The sequence below is a fragment of the Stenotrophomonas genospecies 5 genome (assembly GCF_054473825.1).
In genome coordinates this window covers 504,328-519,573 of the sequence record NZ_JBTMUW010000001.1, presented here as the reverse complement: position 1 = coordinate 519,573, position 15,246 = coordinate 504,328, and the positions used below count along the sequence as shown (strand labels likewise).

The following is a 15,246-nucleotide window of genomic DNA, read 5'->3' as shown; positions in this document are numbered from 1 at the left end:
TACCCGGCGACACATCCCCGACCTGGCTCAGCCCTTCAGCTGCGCCAGGATCTCGCGGGTCATCGGGTCGGCGATCGCCACGCCCTCGCCCTGCAATGCCGGCAGCAACTGGTTGGCCAGCTGCTTGCCCAGCTCGACCCCGAACTGGTCGAAGGCGTTGATGTTCCAGATCACCGACTGCACGTACACCGCGTGCTCGTACATGGCGATCAGCGCACCCAGCGCCTGCGGCGTCAGTGCATCGAGCAGGATCAGCGTACTCGGACGACCGCCCGGGTAGTCGCGGTGCGGATCGTCGCTGCCCTGACCGTTGGCCAGCGCTTCGGTCTGCGCCAGCAGGTTGGCCAGCAGCGCCTGATGATTGACGGTATAGGGATCGTCGTTGTGCACACAGCCGATGAAGTCAGCCGGGACGATGCTGGTGCCCTGGTGCAGCGCCTGGAAGAAACTGTGCTGCACATCGGTGCCCGCACCGCCCCACCACACCGGCACGGTATCGGTGGTCACCGGCTGGCCATCACGCTGCACGCGCTTGCCCAGGCTTTCCATCACCAGCTGCTGCAGATAGGCCGGCAGCAACGCCAAGCGCTGGTCGTAGGTCATCACCGCATGGGTGGCGCAGCCCAGCAGGTTGCGGTTCCAGATGTCGGTCAGGCCATGCAGCACCGGCAGATTGCGCTCGAGCGGTGCATCCAGTGCGTGCGCGTCCATCTCCGCCGCGCCCTCCAGCAGCTGTTCGAAACGCTCGAAGCCGATCGCCAGCGCAATCGGGAAGCCGACCGCCGACCACAGCGAGTAACGGCCACCGACCCAGTCCCACATCGGCAGCACGCGCTCTGCGGCGATGGCGAAGGCCTTCGCTGCGCGCTCGGGATTGGCGCTGACGGCATACAGGCGTTCACTGCCACCCAGCCAGTCGTGCAGGATCTGGCCGTTGAGCAGGGTTTCCTGGGTGCCGAAGGTCTTGGAGATCAGGATGCCGGCGGTGCGCGCCGGGTCAAGCGTGGCCAGCGTGCGCTGCATGGCCGCGCCGTCCACGTTCGATACGAAATGCACGCGCAGGCGCGCGCCGCTGACCGGGCGCAGCGCATCGGCGACCAGCCGCGGGCCAAGATCGGATCCCCCGATGCCGACGCTCACCACGTCGGTCACGCCGCTGTCTTCCAGCGCACGCACGAGGACTCCCATGCGCTGACGGATTTCGCGTGCAGTGGCATGGGCATCGGCGGCCACCGGCGCGTCGACCACGTCACCACGCAGCGCCGTGTGCAGCGCCGCGCGGCCTTCGGTCAGGTTGACCTGCTCGCCGCGCATCAGGCGGTTGATGGCGCCCCCGACATCGCGTTCTGCTGCCAGCGCCAGCAGCGCCTGCAGCGCCGCGGCGTCGTACTTCTGCCGGGCAAAGTTCACGTACAACGGACCGACCCGCAGCGCCAGCTCCTGCACACGGCCAGGTTCGGCGGCGAGCAGGCTGGGGATGCTTGCGCCCTTCAGGCGCTGGGCGTGGGAATGCAGCGAGTCGAATCCGTTGTTCGTTGTCATGCGGCCTGGGTCGGGATCGTGTCGTTGGTGTGGGTGATCTGGTTGCTGCCATCCACGTACACCAGCTTCGGCTTGAAGCTGTCCGCTTCCTGCTCGGTCATGCTGGCGAAGGCGGCGATGATGATGATGTCGCCGACCTGCACGTGGCGCGCGGCGCCACCATTGAGCGAGACGATGCCGCTGCCGGCTTCGGCGCGGATCGCATAGGTCGAGAAGCGCGCACCGTTGGTCACGTCCCAGATGTGGACCTGCTCGAACTCGCGGATACCGGTGGCAGCCAGCAGGTTGTCATCGATGGCGATCGAGCCTTCGTAGTTCAGCTCGGAGTGGGTGACGGTGGCGCGGTGGATCTTGGTCTTGAGCAGGGACAGGTGCATGGCACGGTACAACGCAGAGGAAAGCGTGGATTCTAGCACCCGCACAACGCGGGGCATCACGACCGGCAAACCGTTCAGGTAGCGCCGGGCATGGCCCGGCGCCACCATCACAGCGGAACTCAGAACTCCAGGTTGTCGATCAGCCGGGTCGTGCCCAGCCGCGCGGCGATCAGCGCCACCCGGCCGCCACCCTCGAATGCCGGCTCGGCCAGCTCGAGCGTGCGCAGCACGGCGTAGTCGACCTGGAAACCAGCCGCCTGCAGCGCGGCGGTGGCATCGGCCTCGATGCGCTCGCGCGGCTGGCCAGCCACATAGCCTTCGCGCATGGCCAGCAGGGTCCGATGAAGGGTCGTCGCGACGGGGCGCTGTTCCGGGCTCAGATACTGGTTGCGCGAACTCTTGGCCAGCCCATCGTCATCACGGACGATCTCCGCACCGACGATCTGGACCGGGAACGACAGCTCGGCCACCATCTGGCGGATCACCGCCAGTTGCTGGTAGTCCTTGCGGCCGAACACAGCCACGTCCGGCTGCACCTGCAGGAACAGGCGGGCGACCACCGTGCAGACGCCATCGAAATGGCCCGGACGGCTGGCACCTTCCAGCACCTCGCTGATGCCGGGCGCGTGCATGCGCGTGGTCTTGTCCACGCCCAGCGGATACATCGCCTCGACGCTCGGCAGCCACACCGCATCGCAGCCGACCTGCTCCAGCCCCGCGACGTCGGCCTCGGGCGTGCGCGGATACCGGCTGAAATCCTCGTTGGGCCCGAACTGGGTCGGATTGACGAAGATGCTGGCCACCACCCTGTCGGCGTACTGGCGGGCCAGGCTCACCAGCGCGTGATGGCCACCGTGCAGGTTGCCCATGGTCGGCACCAGCGCGACGCGCAGGCCTTCGCGCTTCCACTGGGCGATCTGCCCGCGCAACGCGCCGAGCTCATTGAAGGTCTGGATCATTGGGCGTAAGCGTGCTGTTCGTCGGGGAAGCTGCCGTCACGCACGGCGTCGGCGTAGGCGCGGGTGGCTCCGGCCACCGAGCCCCCTTCGGCAAGGAAATCCTTGACGAATTTCGGTCGGCGATGGCCGCTGTCCAGGCCCAGGAAGTCATGCAGGACCAGCACCTGGCCATCGCACTGCGGACCGGCACCGATGCCGATGGTGGGCACCGGCACTGCAGCGGTGACCTCGGCCGCGACCGGGGTCGGCACGCATTCCAGCACGATGATGCTGGCGCCCGCGTCGGCCACGGCCCTGGCGTCCTCCACCAGCTGCCGGGCCGCATCGCCACGGCCCTGGATCTTGAACCCGCCCAGGCGCAGCACCGACTGCGGGGTCAGGCCCAGATGCGAGCAGACCGGAATCTCGCGTTCGACCAGGTAACGGACGATATCGACCTTGAAGCCGGCCCCCTCGATCTTGACCATCTCCGCGCCTGCCTGCAGCAGCTGCAGCGACGCATCGAGCGCGCGTTCCGGGGTTGCATCGGCACCGAACGGCAGATCGGCAACCAGCAGCGCGCGCTGCAGCACGCGGGCCACGGCGCGGGTGTGATAGACCATGTCGGCCACGGTCACCGGCAGGGTGGAATCGTGCCCCTGCACGACCATGCCCAGCGAATCACCGATCAGGATCAGGTCGACGCCGTTGGCGTCGAAGGTGCGGGCGAAGCCAGCGTCGTAGGCGGTCAACATGACCAGCTTCTGGCCATTCCGCTTGGCCTCGGCCAAGGCGGGAACGGTCCAGGGCTTGCTGTCTGCGTGGGTGCTCATGTGCTGATAACCGGGGGAGATAACCCGGGCATTATCACCCTATCGGCGCAATCCCGCAGGCATCCACCCGCATCACTGCATCCCGCACGCGACCATGGCCGGGAATGGCCAGATCCGGCGCGATCTCGGCCAGCGGCACCAACACGAAGGCACGCTCGTGCAGGTAGGGATGCGGCACCTGCAGACCCGGTTCATCCAGTACCTGCGCGCCATACAGCAGCAGGTCCAGATCCAGTGCCCGCGGTCCCCAGTGCACGGCTGGATCGCGCACGCGACCGAAATGCCGCTCCAGCTCCAGCATCGCCCGCAGCAATCCGGAGGCCGGCAGGCGCGTTTCCACCGACGCCACCGCGTTGACGAACGGCGGCTGATCCTCGTTGCCCCAGGCCGGCGTGGCATACAGGCGCGACGCCTGGCAGCGCCGCGTGTCAGGAAGCGCGTCCAGTGCGGCAATCGCCGCACGGACGGTCGCGGCCGCGTCGCCAAGATTGGCGCCCAGGCCGATCCAGGCCAGCGTCATGGCTTACTCGCCAGCGCTGCCGGCCGTGGCACCGGAGCGCCGACGGCGGCGCCGGCGCTTGCGCGGTGCGCCCTCTTCCTCGTCGCCCGGTTCGGCATGCATCGCATCCAGCGCCGATTCCAGCTCGCGGCCCGGTTGCACCTGCGCCTCACGCCAGAACGCCACATCTGCCTCGTGTTCGGCCGACGCGACCTGGCGCAGCGTCAGGAAATCGAACGCTGCACGGAAGCGCGGGTGGGTGAGCGTGCGGAACACGCGCTTGCGCTGGCGCGAGCCGAAACGCGACTGCAACAGCCAGATCTCCTGCATCGGCAGCGAGAAACGGCGCGGCAGCGCGATGGTGCTCAGCTGCTGCACCGTCACGCGGTCGGCAGCACGACGCTGCGCTTCTTCCGGCGCCACGCCCTGCTTGAGCAGGGTGGCCTGCGCCCGGCAGAACGCCGGCCACAGCAGCAGCGCGAACAGGAACGCGGGCGAGACAGGCTCATCGTTGGCCACGCGAGCATCGGTATTGGCCAGGCCCTCGACCAGCATGCGGCGCAGTGCACCGGTGCGGTTCGCCTTCAGCGCCCTGCCACTTTCAGGGAACAGGACGTCGAGCAGGCCGTAGCGCTCCAGGCCTTCGAAACTGGCAACACCGTGGCCGGACAGGAACAGCTTCAGCACTTCCTCGAACAGCCGCGCGGGCGCGGCTTCGTTCAGCAGGCCTGCCAGGTGCGGGATCGGCGCGGCGGTGCCCTCTTCGATCTGGAAGCCGAGCTTGGCCGCCAGGCGCACCGCGCGCAGCATGCGCACCGGGTCCTCGCGATAGCGCTGTTCGGGGTCGCCGATCAGCTTCATCAGGCGCGCCTGGACGTCTTCGAAACCGCCGACGTAGTCGCGCACCGAGAAATCCTCGATCGCGTAGTACAGGGCATTGCAGGTGAAGTCGCGGCGCACCGCGTCGTCTTCGATGCTGCCGTACACGTTGTCGCGCACGAGCATGCCGTTTTCCATTTCGCGGTCGCCGCTGCCGTCATCGACGTTGGCGCGGAAGGTGGCGACTTCGATGATCTCGCGGCCGAACACCACATGGGCCAGGCGGAATCGGCGGCCGATCAGGCGGCAGTTGCGGAACAGCTGTTTGACCTGTTCGGGCGTGGCATCGGTGGCCACGTCGAAATCCTTGGGTTGGCCATTGACCAGCAGGTCGCGCACCGCGCCGCCGACAAGGTAGGCGCCGAAGCCGGCATCGCGCAGGCGATAAAGCACGCGCAGGGCGTTCGGGCTGATGTCCTTGCGGGAAATGGTGTGCTGGTCGCGCGGGATGACGCGCAGGCTGAACGGTGATGGAGCAGGAGAAATGATGTTGGCGCTTCCGGTTGAAGTTTCGGGATTGCCCAATGGCATCGAGGTGCATATACTAGCGCTCCTGCCTCGGCAGCGACACATATACGCTCCCTTCGTCTAGTGGTTAGGACGTGGCCCTCTCAAGGCTAAAACAGGGGTTCGAGTCCCCTAGGGAGCGCCAGTCGCCACAGCAGGAACCGAAAAAGCCCGCCTCGTGCGGGCTTTTCTGTTTCCCGGGGTTTGCCTGTTGCGTCGAGCGGGTCGCCTCGGGGGCGAGCCGCCCCTGCCTGTCCTGGAGCGGCTGGCCTGCCGCCGCCACGGAACAGGAAGGCGCTGGAAACCAGGGCGGCGCCATCAGCCTTCCATCTGCTCCAGCTCCTTGCCCTTGGTCTCGCGGACGTAGCGGACGACGAAGAAGATCGAGAGGATCGCTGCAACCGTGTAGATGCCATAGGCACCGGCCAGGCCGATACCCGCCAGCAGCAGCGGGAAGGTCACGGTGATGGCGAAGTTCGACGTCCACTGCGCCGCACCGGCCACCGCGAGCGCCGGGCCGCGGATCTGGTTCGGGAACATCTCGCCCAGCATGACCCACATCACCGGGCCCCAGGACATGTTGAAGAACACCACATAGACGTTGGCCGCCACCAGCGCCAGCCGGCCCATGCCATCGGACAGGTGCAGGCGCCCTTCGACCAGGCTGCCGCTGGCGAATGCCACCACCATCAGCACCAGGGCAACCGACATGCCGACCGAACCGACCCACAACAGCGGCTTGCGCCCGATCCGATCGATCAGCATCACCGTCAACAGGCAGGCGCCGATGCTCAGCGCACCGGAAAGAACGTTGATCAGCAGCGCATCGCTTTCCGAGAAGCCGACGGCCTGCCACAGGACCGCGCCGTAGTAGAACACCACGTTGATGCCGACCAGCTGCTGGAACATCGCCAGGCCGATGCCCACCCAGATGATCGGGCGAAGCCTGCCGGTGCCCTTGTCCAGCAGGTCGCCGAAGCGCGGCTTGTGCTGGTCCTGGTCCAGGCTGGCCTCGATCTCCGCCTGTTTGGCGGCCGCCGCGGCGTCGCCGTACAGCCGCGACAGAACCGCCCTGGCCTGCGCCTGGCGCCCCTTCACCACCAGGAAGCGCGGGCTTTCCGGAATCACCAGCAGCAGCAACAGGAACAGCGCCGACGGCAGCGCCTGCATCCAGAACATCCAGCGCCAGGCCTCCTGCCCGAACCACAGGGGCTCGGTGGAGGTGCCTGCCGCACGGGCCAGCAGGTAGTTGCTGAGGAAAGCGGCGAACAGGCCGCAGATGATCGCCATCTGCTGCACCGTCGCCAGGCGGCCCCGGTAGCGTGCGGAAGCGACCTCGGCGATGTAGGCCGGCGACATCACGCTGGCCGCACCGACGGCGAAGCCGCCCAGCACGCGAGCGGTCACGAACAGCCAGGAGGCGTGCGCGGCGCCCGCACCCAGCGCCGACAGCAGGAACAGCACCGCCGCCACGATCAGCACGCCGCGTCGGCCCAGGCGGTCGCCCAGCCAGCCGGCGAGAAACGCGCCGATCGCGCAGCCCAGCAGCATCGAGGCAACCTCGAAGCCCAGGGCCGCCTCGCTGGAGTTGAAGGCCTGCCGCAGGCCATCAACCGTGCCGTTGATTACGCCACTGTCGAATCCGAACAGGAAGCCTCCCAAGGTGGCCACGCAGCTGATCAGGACGATGAACGCGGTGTTCTCTCCACCATCGGCGGCGGCAGGCTGAGCTGGGGACATGGGCATTCCAGGAGGGAGGACGGTCCGGCTGCCACGGCAGCCAGCAGCGCGCAGCCTCGCACAGGCGCCGCCCCATCGCCAATGGGCCGTGCCCTCGAGCCCGGCAGATCCCCCTTTTCAGGCCCGCGCCGACACCGGGGGGCAACCTGTTCTAGAATTGGCGGGTTCAGGAATCGATCCACCCCCAAGCCCATGCCCTTTGTCGTCACCGAAAACTGCATCAAGTGCAAGCACACCGATTGCGTGGAAGTGTGCCCCGTGGACTGCTTCCACGAAGGCCCGAACTTCCTGGTGATCGACCCGGATGAGTGCATCGACTGCACCCTCTGCGAGCCGGAGTGCCCGGTCAACGCGATCTTCCCCGAGGACGATGTCCCCGCCGGACAGGAGGGCTTCGTCGCCCTCAATGCCGAACTGGCCAAGGCCTGGCCGGTACTGACCGTGCGCAAGGACCCGCCGGCGGACGCCGGTGAGTGGGATGGCAAACCGGACAAACTGAAGCTGCTCGAGCGCTGAGGCGCCAGCACCCGCCGCCATGAAAAAGGGCGCCATGGGCGCCCTTTTCCTGTTCCGGCAACGCCAGACCCTGCCCGGCCGAACCCGGGCGCGTGGCCCGGTCCGCAGCTGCCGGCGGTTCCTTACTTCGCCAGCGCGGCCTTCAGTGCGGCAATCAGCTTCACCGGGGCCTCGGCGGTCGCCGGCAGACCACGCGGATCGACCGCAGAGACATAAGCGCCGGCATCGACGGCCACCACGCGCACCAGGAAGTTGCTGCCTTCATAGGCCACGTCGTAGGAGCCCAGCAGCTGGGCACGGCTGGCGATGGTCACGCCCTGCACGCCTTCCAGCGCGGTGCCGACCTTGGCGAACGCCTCGTCCTTGCTGCCCGGAATGGTGAAACCGGTATTGCCCACGGCCGGGGCAGCCGGAGCGGCCACAGCAGCCGGGGCGGTGGTCGAGGCCAGCCTCGGCACCTGGTTCTCGCCCGACGCGGACGGCAGGTTCAGGTCCGGCGGCACTTCCAGCGGACGCATCTCCGGGGCCAGGGCGTAGTCGCCCTTGGCACCGCGCTTGAAGCAGCCGGTGGTGGTCACGACCGTGGTGAGGGCGATGAGCGCGAAGGACAGCACGCGGACGGCGGAAACGGATTGACGCATGTGGATCTCCTGGATCAGACCAAGACGGAAGGTCAGTGGCTGGAAAGGGCTTCAAGCGCGGCGATGTCGCCGGCCAGATGATCGGCTGCCGGATGATGCGCTGCCGACAGCGGCAGCAGCGGCAGGCGCAGGTCGTGGCCGATGCCGATGCGGCGCAGCAGCGCCTTGACCGGAATCGGGTTGGATTCGATACCGCAGAAATCGTGGTACGGCTGCAGGCGCGCGTCCCAGGATGCGGTGGCGTCATGGTCGTGGGCGGCAGCCAGCTCGCACATCCGGCGGTACGCACCAGGCAGCGCGTTGGAGCCGACCGAGATCAGCCCGTCGATGCCGGCCTGGATCGAGCGCGCAGCCGTGCCGTCGTCGCCACTGAGCACGGCGAACCTGGAACTGCGCAGCGCCAGCAGGGCCTTCACGCGTCCGATGTCGCCGACGGCCTCCTTGATGCCGACAATGTTCGGATGATCCGCCAGCTCGGCCACGGTCTCCGGCAGCATGTCGCATCCGGTGCGCCCGGGTACGTTGTACAGCACCACGGGCAACCCGCCGTGGTCGGCCACGGCCCGGTAGTGCGCGATCAGCCCGGCCTGTGTCGGACGCACGTAAGGCGGTGTCACCACCAGAGCGTGACTGGCACCCTGCGCGGCAGCGCGACGGGTCTGTTCGATGGTCTTGGCGGTGCCGGACAGGCCGGTACCGGCCAGGACCGGAATGCGTCCGCCGATGCGTTCGACCGCACTGGCCAGCAGCTGGTCGTACTCGGCATCGGACAGCGTCGCCGCTTCGCCGGTCGAGCCGGCGACGACAACGCCATGGACGCCACCTTCCAGTTGCAGATGCAGCAGGCGCTGCCAACCGTCGGGATCGAGGGCACCGTCGGCCCGGAACGGGGTCGCCAGCGCGGTGATGAGGCCGGAAAGGGACAAGGACGTGCTGCTCTTGGCTGGGAAGGGAAAACGCCCGCCACGAAAGGGCGGGGGCGACTTGAATGTTACTTGCGGCGCGAAAGCACGGGCAAGTATGCTGCACTCCGGTGGATCCCCGCCTCTGGCGGGCATTCAGACTCACGCATGCATTACCCGGAATCGCCTTGACCGACACCACCCCGCGCCCCGCGCCGAGCGAAAACCACCTCCTGATCAACGCCTATACGACGCATCCGGAGTCCCCACTGCTGTCCGTCACCCGACGCATTGCCGACAGCGGCTGCAATCTGGTGGACGCGCGCCTGGCCACGGTTGGCCGCGACGTATCGGTCACCGCGCTGGCCACCGGGTCGTGGGACTCGGTCGCCAAGCTGGAAGCGATGCTGACCCGGCTCGAGCGCGAGGAAGGCCTGAAACTGGTCTGGTACCGCACCGAGGCCAAGCAGGCCCAGTCCAATCTGCTGCCGTACATCGTTGAAGTGATCGCCGCTGACAAGCCGGGCATCCTGTTCCAGCTGGCCGACTTCTTCGACCGCCAGGGCATCACCATCGAGACCCTGCAGAGCACGCGCTATCGCGCCATGCAGACCGGTGCGGAAATGTTCAGCGCGCAGGTCACCATCGGCGTGCCGGCCAACATGCACATCGCCGCCCTGCGCGATGATTTCCTCGAATTCTGCGACCACCTGAACCTGGACGCGATCATGGATCCGATGAAGTTCTGATTTTTCGCGCGTTCGTCACGGGCGCGCGGCGTTTCATGCAACTGTCGTAGAAATACCCCAGGCTCCGGAACCAAGGACCTCATGAACAACGGCGATACCCTGGACCGCACCACCCTCTCGCTCCCGCTGGCCCTGTCAGGCGGCGAACACACCACCCTCGGCGACCTCGCGGGCCAATGGCTGGTGCTGTACTTCTACCCCAAGGACAGCACCCCGGGGTGCACCACCGAAGGCATCGACTTCAACGCGCTGCTGCCGGAGTTCCACAAGGCCGGCGCCACCGTACTCGGCGTCTCCCGTGACTCGGTGAAATCACACGACAACTTCTGTGCCAAACAGGGCTTCGCGTTCCCGCTGGTCAGCGATGGCGACGAAGCGCTGTGCAACGCCTTCGATGTGATCCGGATGAAGAACATGTACGGCAAGCAGGTACGTGGCATCGAGCGCAGCACCTTCCTGATTTCTCCCGACAGCCGCATCGCGCAGTCCTGGCGCAAGGTCAAGGTCGCCGGCCATGCCGACGCCGTGCTTGCCGAACTGAAGGCCGCCCAATCCAAGTGATTCCCATCGCCCACTTTGTCCGCCATCACCCTGCCCCGCAGGTCGTGGTGGTTTTTCCCTGTCCGTAACCAGGAATCGACGATGACCCGAGGCAAGCGCATCTACGTGCTGGATACCAACGTGCTGATGCACGATCCGACCGCGCTGTTCAAATTCGAGGAGCATGACGTCTACCTGCCGATGCAGGTGATCGAGGAGCTGGACAACGGCAAGAAGGGCACGTCCGAGGCAAGCCGCAACGCCCGCCAGGTCAGCCGCTTCCTCAACGAGCTGGTGCAGGCCTCCGGCCTGGACAATCTGGCCGACGGCATTCCGCTGCAGCGCCCACAGGGCCTGCAGCTGCGTGGCAAGCACAGCGCCGGCAAGCTGCGTTTCCAGACCAGTCATTTCGACGCCGGCAAGAGCTTCGGCAAGGTCATCCCGGACAATGCCATCCTCGGTGCCATCCTGGCGCTGAAGGAGCAGACCCCGGAGATCCCGGTGGTGTTCGTCTCCAAGGACATCAACCTGCGGATCAAGGCGGCCATCGCCGGCATCGTTTCGGAAGATTACGAAAACGACCGCGCACTGGACGATTTCAGCCTGCTCTACACCGGCGCCACCGAGCTGCCGGAGGATTTCTGGAAGCTCCATGGCGACGACCTGCGCAGCTGGAGCGACAAGGGCCGCACCCATTACGAGATCCTGGCCAGGGACGACGAGGAATGGTACCCGAACCAGTACGTCTACCTGCCGGGCGAGGACGAGGTGGAGCTTCGCGTCAGCCGCGTGGTCGGCGATGGCAAGGTGGTGCTGTCGCTGGTTGATGATTTCCGCCACGGCAGCCATGCCGTGTGGGGCATCAGCGCGCGCAACCGCGAACAGAACTTCGCGCTCAATGCACTGATGGATCCGGAGATCGACTTCGTCACCCTGCTCGGCACCGCCGGCACCGGCAAGACCCTGCTGGCACTGGCCGCGGGGCTGGCACAGACGATGGACCAGCAGCGCTACCGCGAGATCATCATGACCCGGGCCACCGTCAGCGTCGGCGAGGACATCGGCTTCCTGCCGGGCACCGAGGAAGAGAAGATGACACCGTGGATGGGCGCGCTGACCGACAACCTGGAAGTGCTCACGCACAACCAGGAAGGCGGAACCTGGGGACGCCAGGCAACCAACGATCTGCTGGCCAGCCGCATCAAGATCCGCTCGATGAACTTCATGCGCGGCCGCACCTTCCTGTCGCGCTATCTGATCCTGGACGAGGCGCAGAACCTCACCCCTAAGCAGATGAAGACGCTGATCACCCGTGCCGGTCCCGGCACCAAGATCGTCTGCCTGGGCAACGTCGAGCAGATCGACACCCCGTACCTGACCGAGACGACATCCGGCCTGACTTACGCGGTGGACCGCTTCAAGAACTGGCCGCACAGTGCGCACATCACCCTGCGCCGTGGCGAACGCTCGCGGCTGGCCGATTACGCTTCGGAGGTGCTGTGAACCGTTCTGCCCGCCTGCTGCTGCCGACGGCTGCGATCACCCTCGCAGCCGTCCTTGGTGCCTGCACCACCACCCGCGGGCCGGCCAGCGTGCCGACCGCCGAACGCACCGGCCAGTCGTGGGTGGTCACCCGGCCGATCGTCGCCGCGCAGGTGCTCGACACCTGCTCGCGGCACAGCCCGGGCCGGGATGCCGGCCGCGTCACCGGCTACTGGGCCCCCAGCCGGCAACAGGTGGACCAGCTGGAAGCCGCACTGCCTTCGCTGCAGGCGCAGGTGCCCGACGTACTGGACTTCGACCGCCAGTACGTCGGCATCGAAAGCGCCGGCAAGCGCCTGATCTACATCAATGCGTTCCGCCTGCCTGACGACAGCGGCATCAAGCCGGCGCGCGAGGCCATCCGCGTCTGCGATGGTGGCAAGCAGTTCTGGGGCGCGGTGTTCGACCCGGCCACCGGTGCGTTCAGCGAGCTGCAGTTCAACGGCGGTCTCGGCGGTCCCTGAGGGTCGCGCCGATGGGCATACGCCTTCCCACCTGGGTCTGGATCGGTGCCGTAGCGCTGTCGTGCGTGGCCGGCATGGTCAACGTGGTCGGCTTTCTGGGCTTCGAGCATCAGGCCGTCAGCCACATGACCGGTAGTACCAGCCAGCTCGGCATGGCACTGGCGCAGGGCGACTGGCGCGCGGTCGGGCACCTGTGGGGCCTGCTGATCGCTTTTTCGCTGGGTGCGATGCTCAGCGGGCTGCTGATCCAGGACAGCGCACTGCAGCTCGGCCGGCGCTATGGCGTCGCTCTGGCACTGGAATCGGCGCTGTTGCTGGCCGCCATTCCCTTGTTCAAGCAGCAGCAGATCTGGGGCGCGTTGTCGGCAGCGATGGCCTGCGGGTTGCAGAACGCGATGGCCACCACCTTCAGCGGCGCGGTGATACGGACCACCCACCTCAGCGGCATGTTCACCGATCTTGGCATCGGCCTGGGCCATCTGTTGCGCGGGCTGCCGCTGCAGGTGCGGCGGCTGACGCTCAGCGGCCTGATCATCAGCGGCTTCCTGGCCGGTGGCGTGATGGGTGCGTGGCTGTTCCTGCGCTGGCAGTACGATGCCCTGCTTGCCCCCGCGCTGCTGACCGGCGCGACCGGGCTGGTCTATGTGCTGTACCAGCAATGGGTACGCTGGCGGTACTGAGCGTCGCCGCACGCACGCGCAGCATGAGGCGTCCGCCCCTGCCGGCAGCCCGTAGCCGGCACTACCCCCATCCCGGTGACCACGGCACAATCGCCGCATGAGCCCGACCACTCCCGTTTCCGCCCTCACCATCGCCGGCTCCGACTCCGGCGGAGGCGCCGGCATCCAGGCCGACCTGAAGGCCTTCGCCGCACACCGCGTGCATGGCCTCTCCGCGATCGCCGCACTGACCGCGCAGAACACCCGCGGTGTCACCGCCGTGCATGTGCCGCCAATCGAATTCCTGCGCGCGCAGCTCGACGCGTGCTTCGATGATTTCGACATCCACGCGGTGAAGCTGGGCATGCTGGCCAATGCCGAGGTGATCCACGCCGTGGCCGATGCGCTGCAGCGTCACCGGCCCGCACATGTGGTGCTGGATCCGGTGATGGTCGCCACCAGTGGTGCGCGCCTGCTGGAAGACAGCGCGCTGCAGGCAATGCGCGAGCGTCTGCTTCCGCTGGCCACGCTGGTCACTCCCAACACACCGGAGGCAGAACTGCTGGTGGGCCGCACGATCGGCGATGGAGACGACGCCGAGCGGGCTGCGTCGGCACTGCTGGATCTCGGGGCCGGCGCGGTGCTGCTCAAGGGCGGCCACCTGCACGAGGGCAACCGGGTGATCGATCGCTACTTCGATGGCGTCAGCAGCGAGGAATTCAGTCACGCGCGCCTGCCGCTGGATGCGCACGGCACCGGCTGCACACTGGCCTCGGCCATCGCCGCGCAACTGTGCAATGGCCTGAGCCTGGCCAACGCCTGCGAAGCATCGATCGACTACGTGGCACGCGGGCTGCAACTGGGCTACATGCCGGGGCGCAGCGATGTGCGCGTGCTGGATCATTTCGGCGCAGCGCCCCACGCATGAGCCTGCCATCACGGACACTGGCCGTGGAATGCGGCGACGGCCATCGCTTCGAGGTGATGGCCTGCGTACCCGAGCAGCCGCTGGCGCGGCTGCTATGGCTCCCCGCACTGGGCGTGGCCGCGCGCCACTACCTGCCACTGGCACAGGCCCTGGCTGCGAAAGGCATCGCGGTCTACCTGCACGAGTGGCGTGGCAACGGCAGCAGTTCACTGCGCCCTTCGCGCACGCAGGACTGGGGCTATCGTGAAGTGCTCGAGCAGGACCTGCCTGCCAGCCAGGCTTTGCTCGCCAACGCCGATGCCGGCGAAGGCGTGCTGCCCTGGATCATCGGTGGGCACAGCCTGGGTGGGCAGCTGGCCTGCGTGCATGCAGGACGGCAACCGCAGCACTTCGAGCACCTGTGGCTGGCCGCCAGTGGCACGCCGTTCTGGCGTACGTTTCCGCCTCCGCGCGGATGGCTTCTGCCGCTGGTGTACCGCTTCCTGCCCTGGATCGCCCGCCGCCAGGGCGTGCTGCACGGCCGGCGCCTGGGCTTTGGGGGCACCGAAGCACGCGGCCTGATTGCCGACTGGTCGCGGGTGGGCCTGAGCAACCATTACGCAGCCGCGGGAATGACCGAGGATCTCGATGCGCAGATGGCACGCGTGCATGGCAGCGCGCAGGCCGTGGTGATGGAACACGACTGGCTGGCACCGATCGGTTCGATGCAGGCGTTGCTGGACAAACTACCGAATGTGGCATCACACCTGCATGTGCTGTCCGACGGGGAACTGGGCACGCGTGCCGACCACTTCGCGTGGATGAAGGCGCCACAGGCGGTCGCCCACCAATTTTTCATTCAGCTGGATGAAAATCTTCACAAAAACGGTTGACGGTACGCGCCGACATCCGCATAATTCCGCTCCTGTCGCAGGGCGCCCGTAGCTCAGTTGGATAGAGTACCTGGCTACGAACCAGGCGGTCGGGAGTTCGAATCTCTCCGGGCGCACC

16 protein-coding genes, 2 tRNA genes and 1 pseudogene are annotated in these 15,246 nt (G+C 67.0%); 10 read left to right on the top strand and 9 right to left on the bottom strand.

Going from position 1 to position 15,246, the window contains the following annotated elements:
• Positions 1 to 27: 27 nt before the first annotated feature.
• The 6 genes from pgi to pcnB all read right to left on the bottom strand — a co-directional run bounded on the left by pgi (position 28) and on the right by pcnB (position 5,593).
• On the bottom strand, positions 28 to 1,542 hold the full coding sequence (gene pgi, locus ACX9OW_RS02560; protein WP_459061877.1) for a glucose-6-phosphate isomerase: 1,515 nt from the start codon (positions 1,540 to 1,542) through the stop codon (positions 28 to 30).
• A complete protein-coding gene (panD, locus tag ACX9OW_RS02555) occupies positions 1,539 to 1,919 on the bottom strand; it encodes an aspartate 1-decarboxylase (protein ID WP_053517331.1) in 381 nt (126 codons plus the stop codon). Before panD ends, pgi begins: the two co-directional genes overlap by 4 nt.
• A gap of 119 nt (positions 1,920 to 2,038) precedes the next feature.
• Complete coding sequence (gene panC, locus ACX9OW_RS02550) at positions 2,039 to 2,878, bottom strand: pantoate--beta-alanine ligase (RefSeq protein WP_459061876.1); 840 nt, start codon at positions 2,876 to 2,878, stop codon at positions 2,039 to 2,041.
• Entirely contained in the window at positions 2,875 to 3,690 is an 816-nt protein-coding gene (gene panB, locus ACX9OW_RS02545) for a 3-methyl-2-oxobutanoate hydroxymethyltransferase (RefSeq protein ID WP_053517276.1), read from the bottom strand. Before panB ends, panC begins: the two co-directional genes overlap by 4 nt.
• A gap of 34 nt (positions 3,691 to 3,724) precedes the next feature.
• Positions 3,725 to 4,210: a 2-amino-4-hydroxy-6-hydroxymethyldihydropteridine diphosphokinase gene (gene folK, locus ACX9OW_RS02540; RefSeq protein ID WP_053517275.1), complete on the bottom strand. Its 486-nt coding sequence runs from the start codon at positions 4,208 to 4,210 to the stop codon at positions 3,725 to 3,727.
• 3 nt (positions 4,211 to 4,213) lie between these two features.
• Entirely contained in the window at positions 4,214 to 5,593 is a 1,380-nt protein-coding gene (pcnB, locus tag ACX9OW_RS02535; RefSeq protein WP_065181273.1) for a polynucleotide adenylyltransferase PcnB, read from the bottom strand.
• A gap of 52 nt (positions 5,594 to 5,645) precedes the next feature.
• Here pcnB and ACX9OW_RS02530 point away from each other — a divergent pair.
• Positions 5,646 to 5,720, top strand: a tRNA-Glu gene (locus ACX9OW_RS02530).
• A 173-nt stretch (positions 5,721 to 5,893) separates the two neighbouring features.
• Here ACX9OW_RS02530 and ACX9OW_RS02525 read toward each other — a convergent pair.
• A complete protein-coding gene (locus tag ACX9OW_RS02525; RefSeq protein WP_053517272.1) occupies positions 5,894 to 7,315 on the bottom strand; it encodes a sugar porter family MFS transporter in 1,422 nt (473 codons plus the stop codon).
• Between the two features lie 192 nt (positions 7,316 to 7,507).
• On the opposite strand from ACX9OW_RS02525, the gene fdxA reads away from it, so the two are divergent.
• Positions 7,508 to 7,831 (top strand): ferredoxin FdxA, encoded by a 324-nt coding sequence (gene fdxA, locus ACX9OW_RS02520; RefSeq protein WP_049411316.1) that lies wholly within the window; start codon positions 7,508 to 7,510, stop codon positions 7,829 to 7,831.
• Between the two features lie 122 nt (positions 7,832 to 7,953).
• Here fdxA and ACX9OW_RS02515 read toward each other — a convergent pair whose 3' ends face one another.
• Together ACX9OW_RS02515 and dapA are read right to left on the bottom strand one after the other, a co-directional pair.
• On the bottom strand, positions 7,954 to 8,472 hold the full coding sequence (locus ACX9OW_RS02515; protein ID WP_065174942.1) for a hypothetical protein: 519 nt from the start codon (positions 8,470 to 8,472) through the stop codon (positions 7,954 to 7,956).
• 32 nt (positions 8,473 to 8,504) lie between these two features.
• Entirely contained in the window at positions 8,505 to 9,398 is an 894-nt protein-coding gene (gene dapA, locus ACX9OW_RS02510; protein ID WP_053517270.1) for a 4-hydroxy-tetrahydrodipicolinate synthase, read from the bottom strand.
• A gap of 164 nt (positions 9,399 to 9,562) precedes the next feature.
• Here dapA and ACX9OW_RS02505 point away from each other — a divergent pair, with 164 nt between their 5' ends.
• The 8 genes and pseudogenes from ACX9OW_RS02505 to ACX9OW_RS02470 all read left to right on the top strand — a co-directional run bounded on the left by ACX9OW_RS02505 (position 9,563) and on the right by ACX9OW_RS02470 (position 15,244).
• Positions 9,563 to 10,123 (top strand): glycine cleavage system transcriptional repressor, encoded by a 561-nt coding sequence (locus ACX9OW_RS02505; protein WP_025879444.1) that lies wholly within the window; start codon positions 9,563 to 9,565, stop codon positions 10,121 to 10,123.
• Between the two features lie 81 nt (positions 10,124 to 10,204).
• Positions 10,205 to 10,684 (top strand): peroxiredoxin, encoded by a 480-nt coding sequence (locus ACX9OW_RS02500; protein WP_053517268.1) that lies wholly within the window; start codon positions 10,205 to 10,207, stop codon positions 10,682 to 10,684.
• A gap of 81 nt (positions 10,685 to 10,765) precedes the next feature.
• Positions 10,766 to 12,166: a PhoH family protein gene (locus ACX9OW_RS02495; RefSeq protein WP_053517267.1), complete on the top strand. Its 1,401-nt coding sequence runs from the start codon at positions 10,766 to 10,768 to the stop codon at positions 12,164 to 12,166.
• Positions 12,163 to 12,669: a hypothetical protein gene (locus ACX9OW_RS02490; RefSeq protein WP_053517266.1), complete on the top strand. Its 507-nt coding sequence runs from the start codon at positions 12,163 to 12,165 to the stop codon at positions 12,667 to 12,669. The genes ACX9OW_RS02495 and ACX9OW_RS02490 overlap by 4 nt, the downstream gene beginning before the upstream one ends.
• Before the next feature lie 11 nt (positions 12,670 to 12,680).
• A complete protein-coding gene (locus ACX9OW_RS02485) occupies positions 12,681 to 13,349 on the top strand; it encodes a YoaK family protein (RefSeq protein ID WP_053517265.1) in 669 nt (222 codons plus the stop codon).
• Between the two features lie 97 nt (positions 13,350 to 13,446).
• Positions 13,447 to 14,256: a bifunctional hydroxymethylpyrimidine kinase/phosphomethylpyrimidine kinase gene (thiD, locus tag ACX9OW_RS02480; RefSeq protein WP_053517263.1), complete on the top strand. Its 810-nt coding sequence runs from the start codon at positions 13,447 to 13,449 to the stop codon at positions 14,254 to 14,256.
• A pseudogene (locus ACX9OW_RS02475) lies at positions 14,253 to 15,180 on the top strand (alpha/beta hydrolase family protein). Before thiD ends, ACX9OW_RS02475 begins: the two are co-directional and overlap by 4 nt.
• Positions 15,171 to 15,244: transfer RNA gene (locus ACX9OW_RS02470), tRNA-Arg, on the top strand. Before ACX9OW_RS02475 ends, ACX9OW_RS02470 begins: the two are co-directional and overlap by 10 nt.
• Positions 15,245 to 15,246 lie beyond the last annotated feature (2 nt).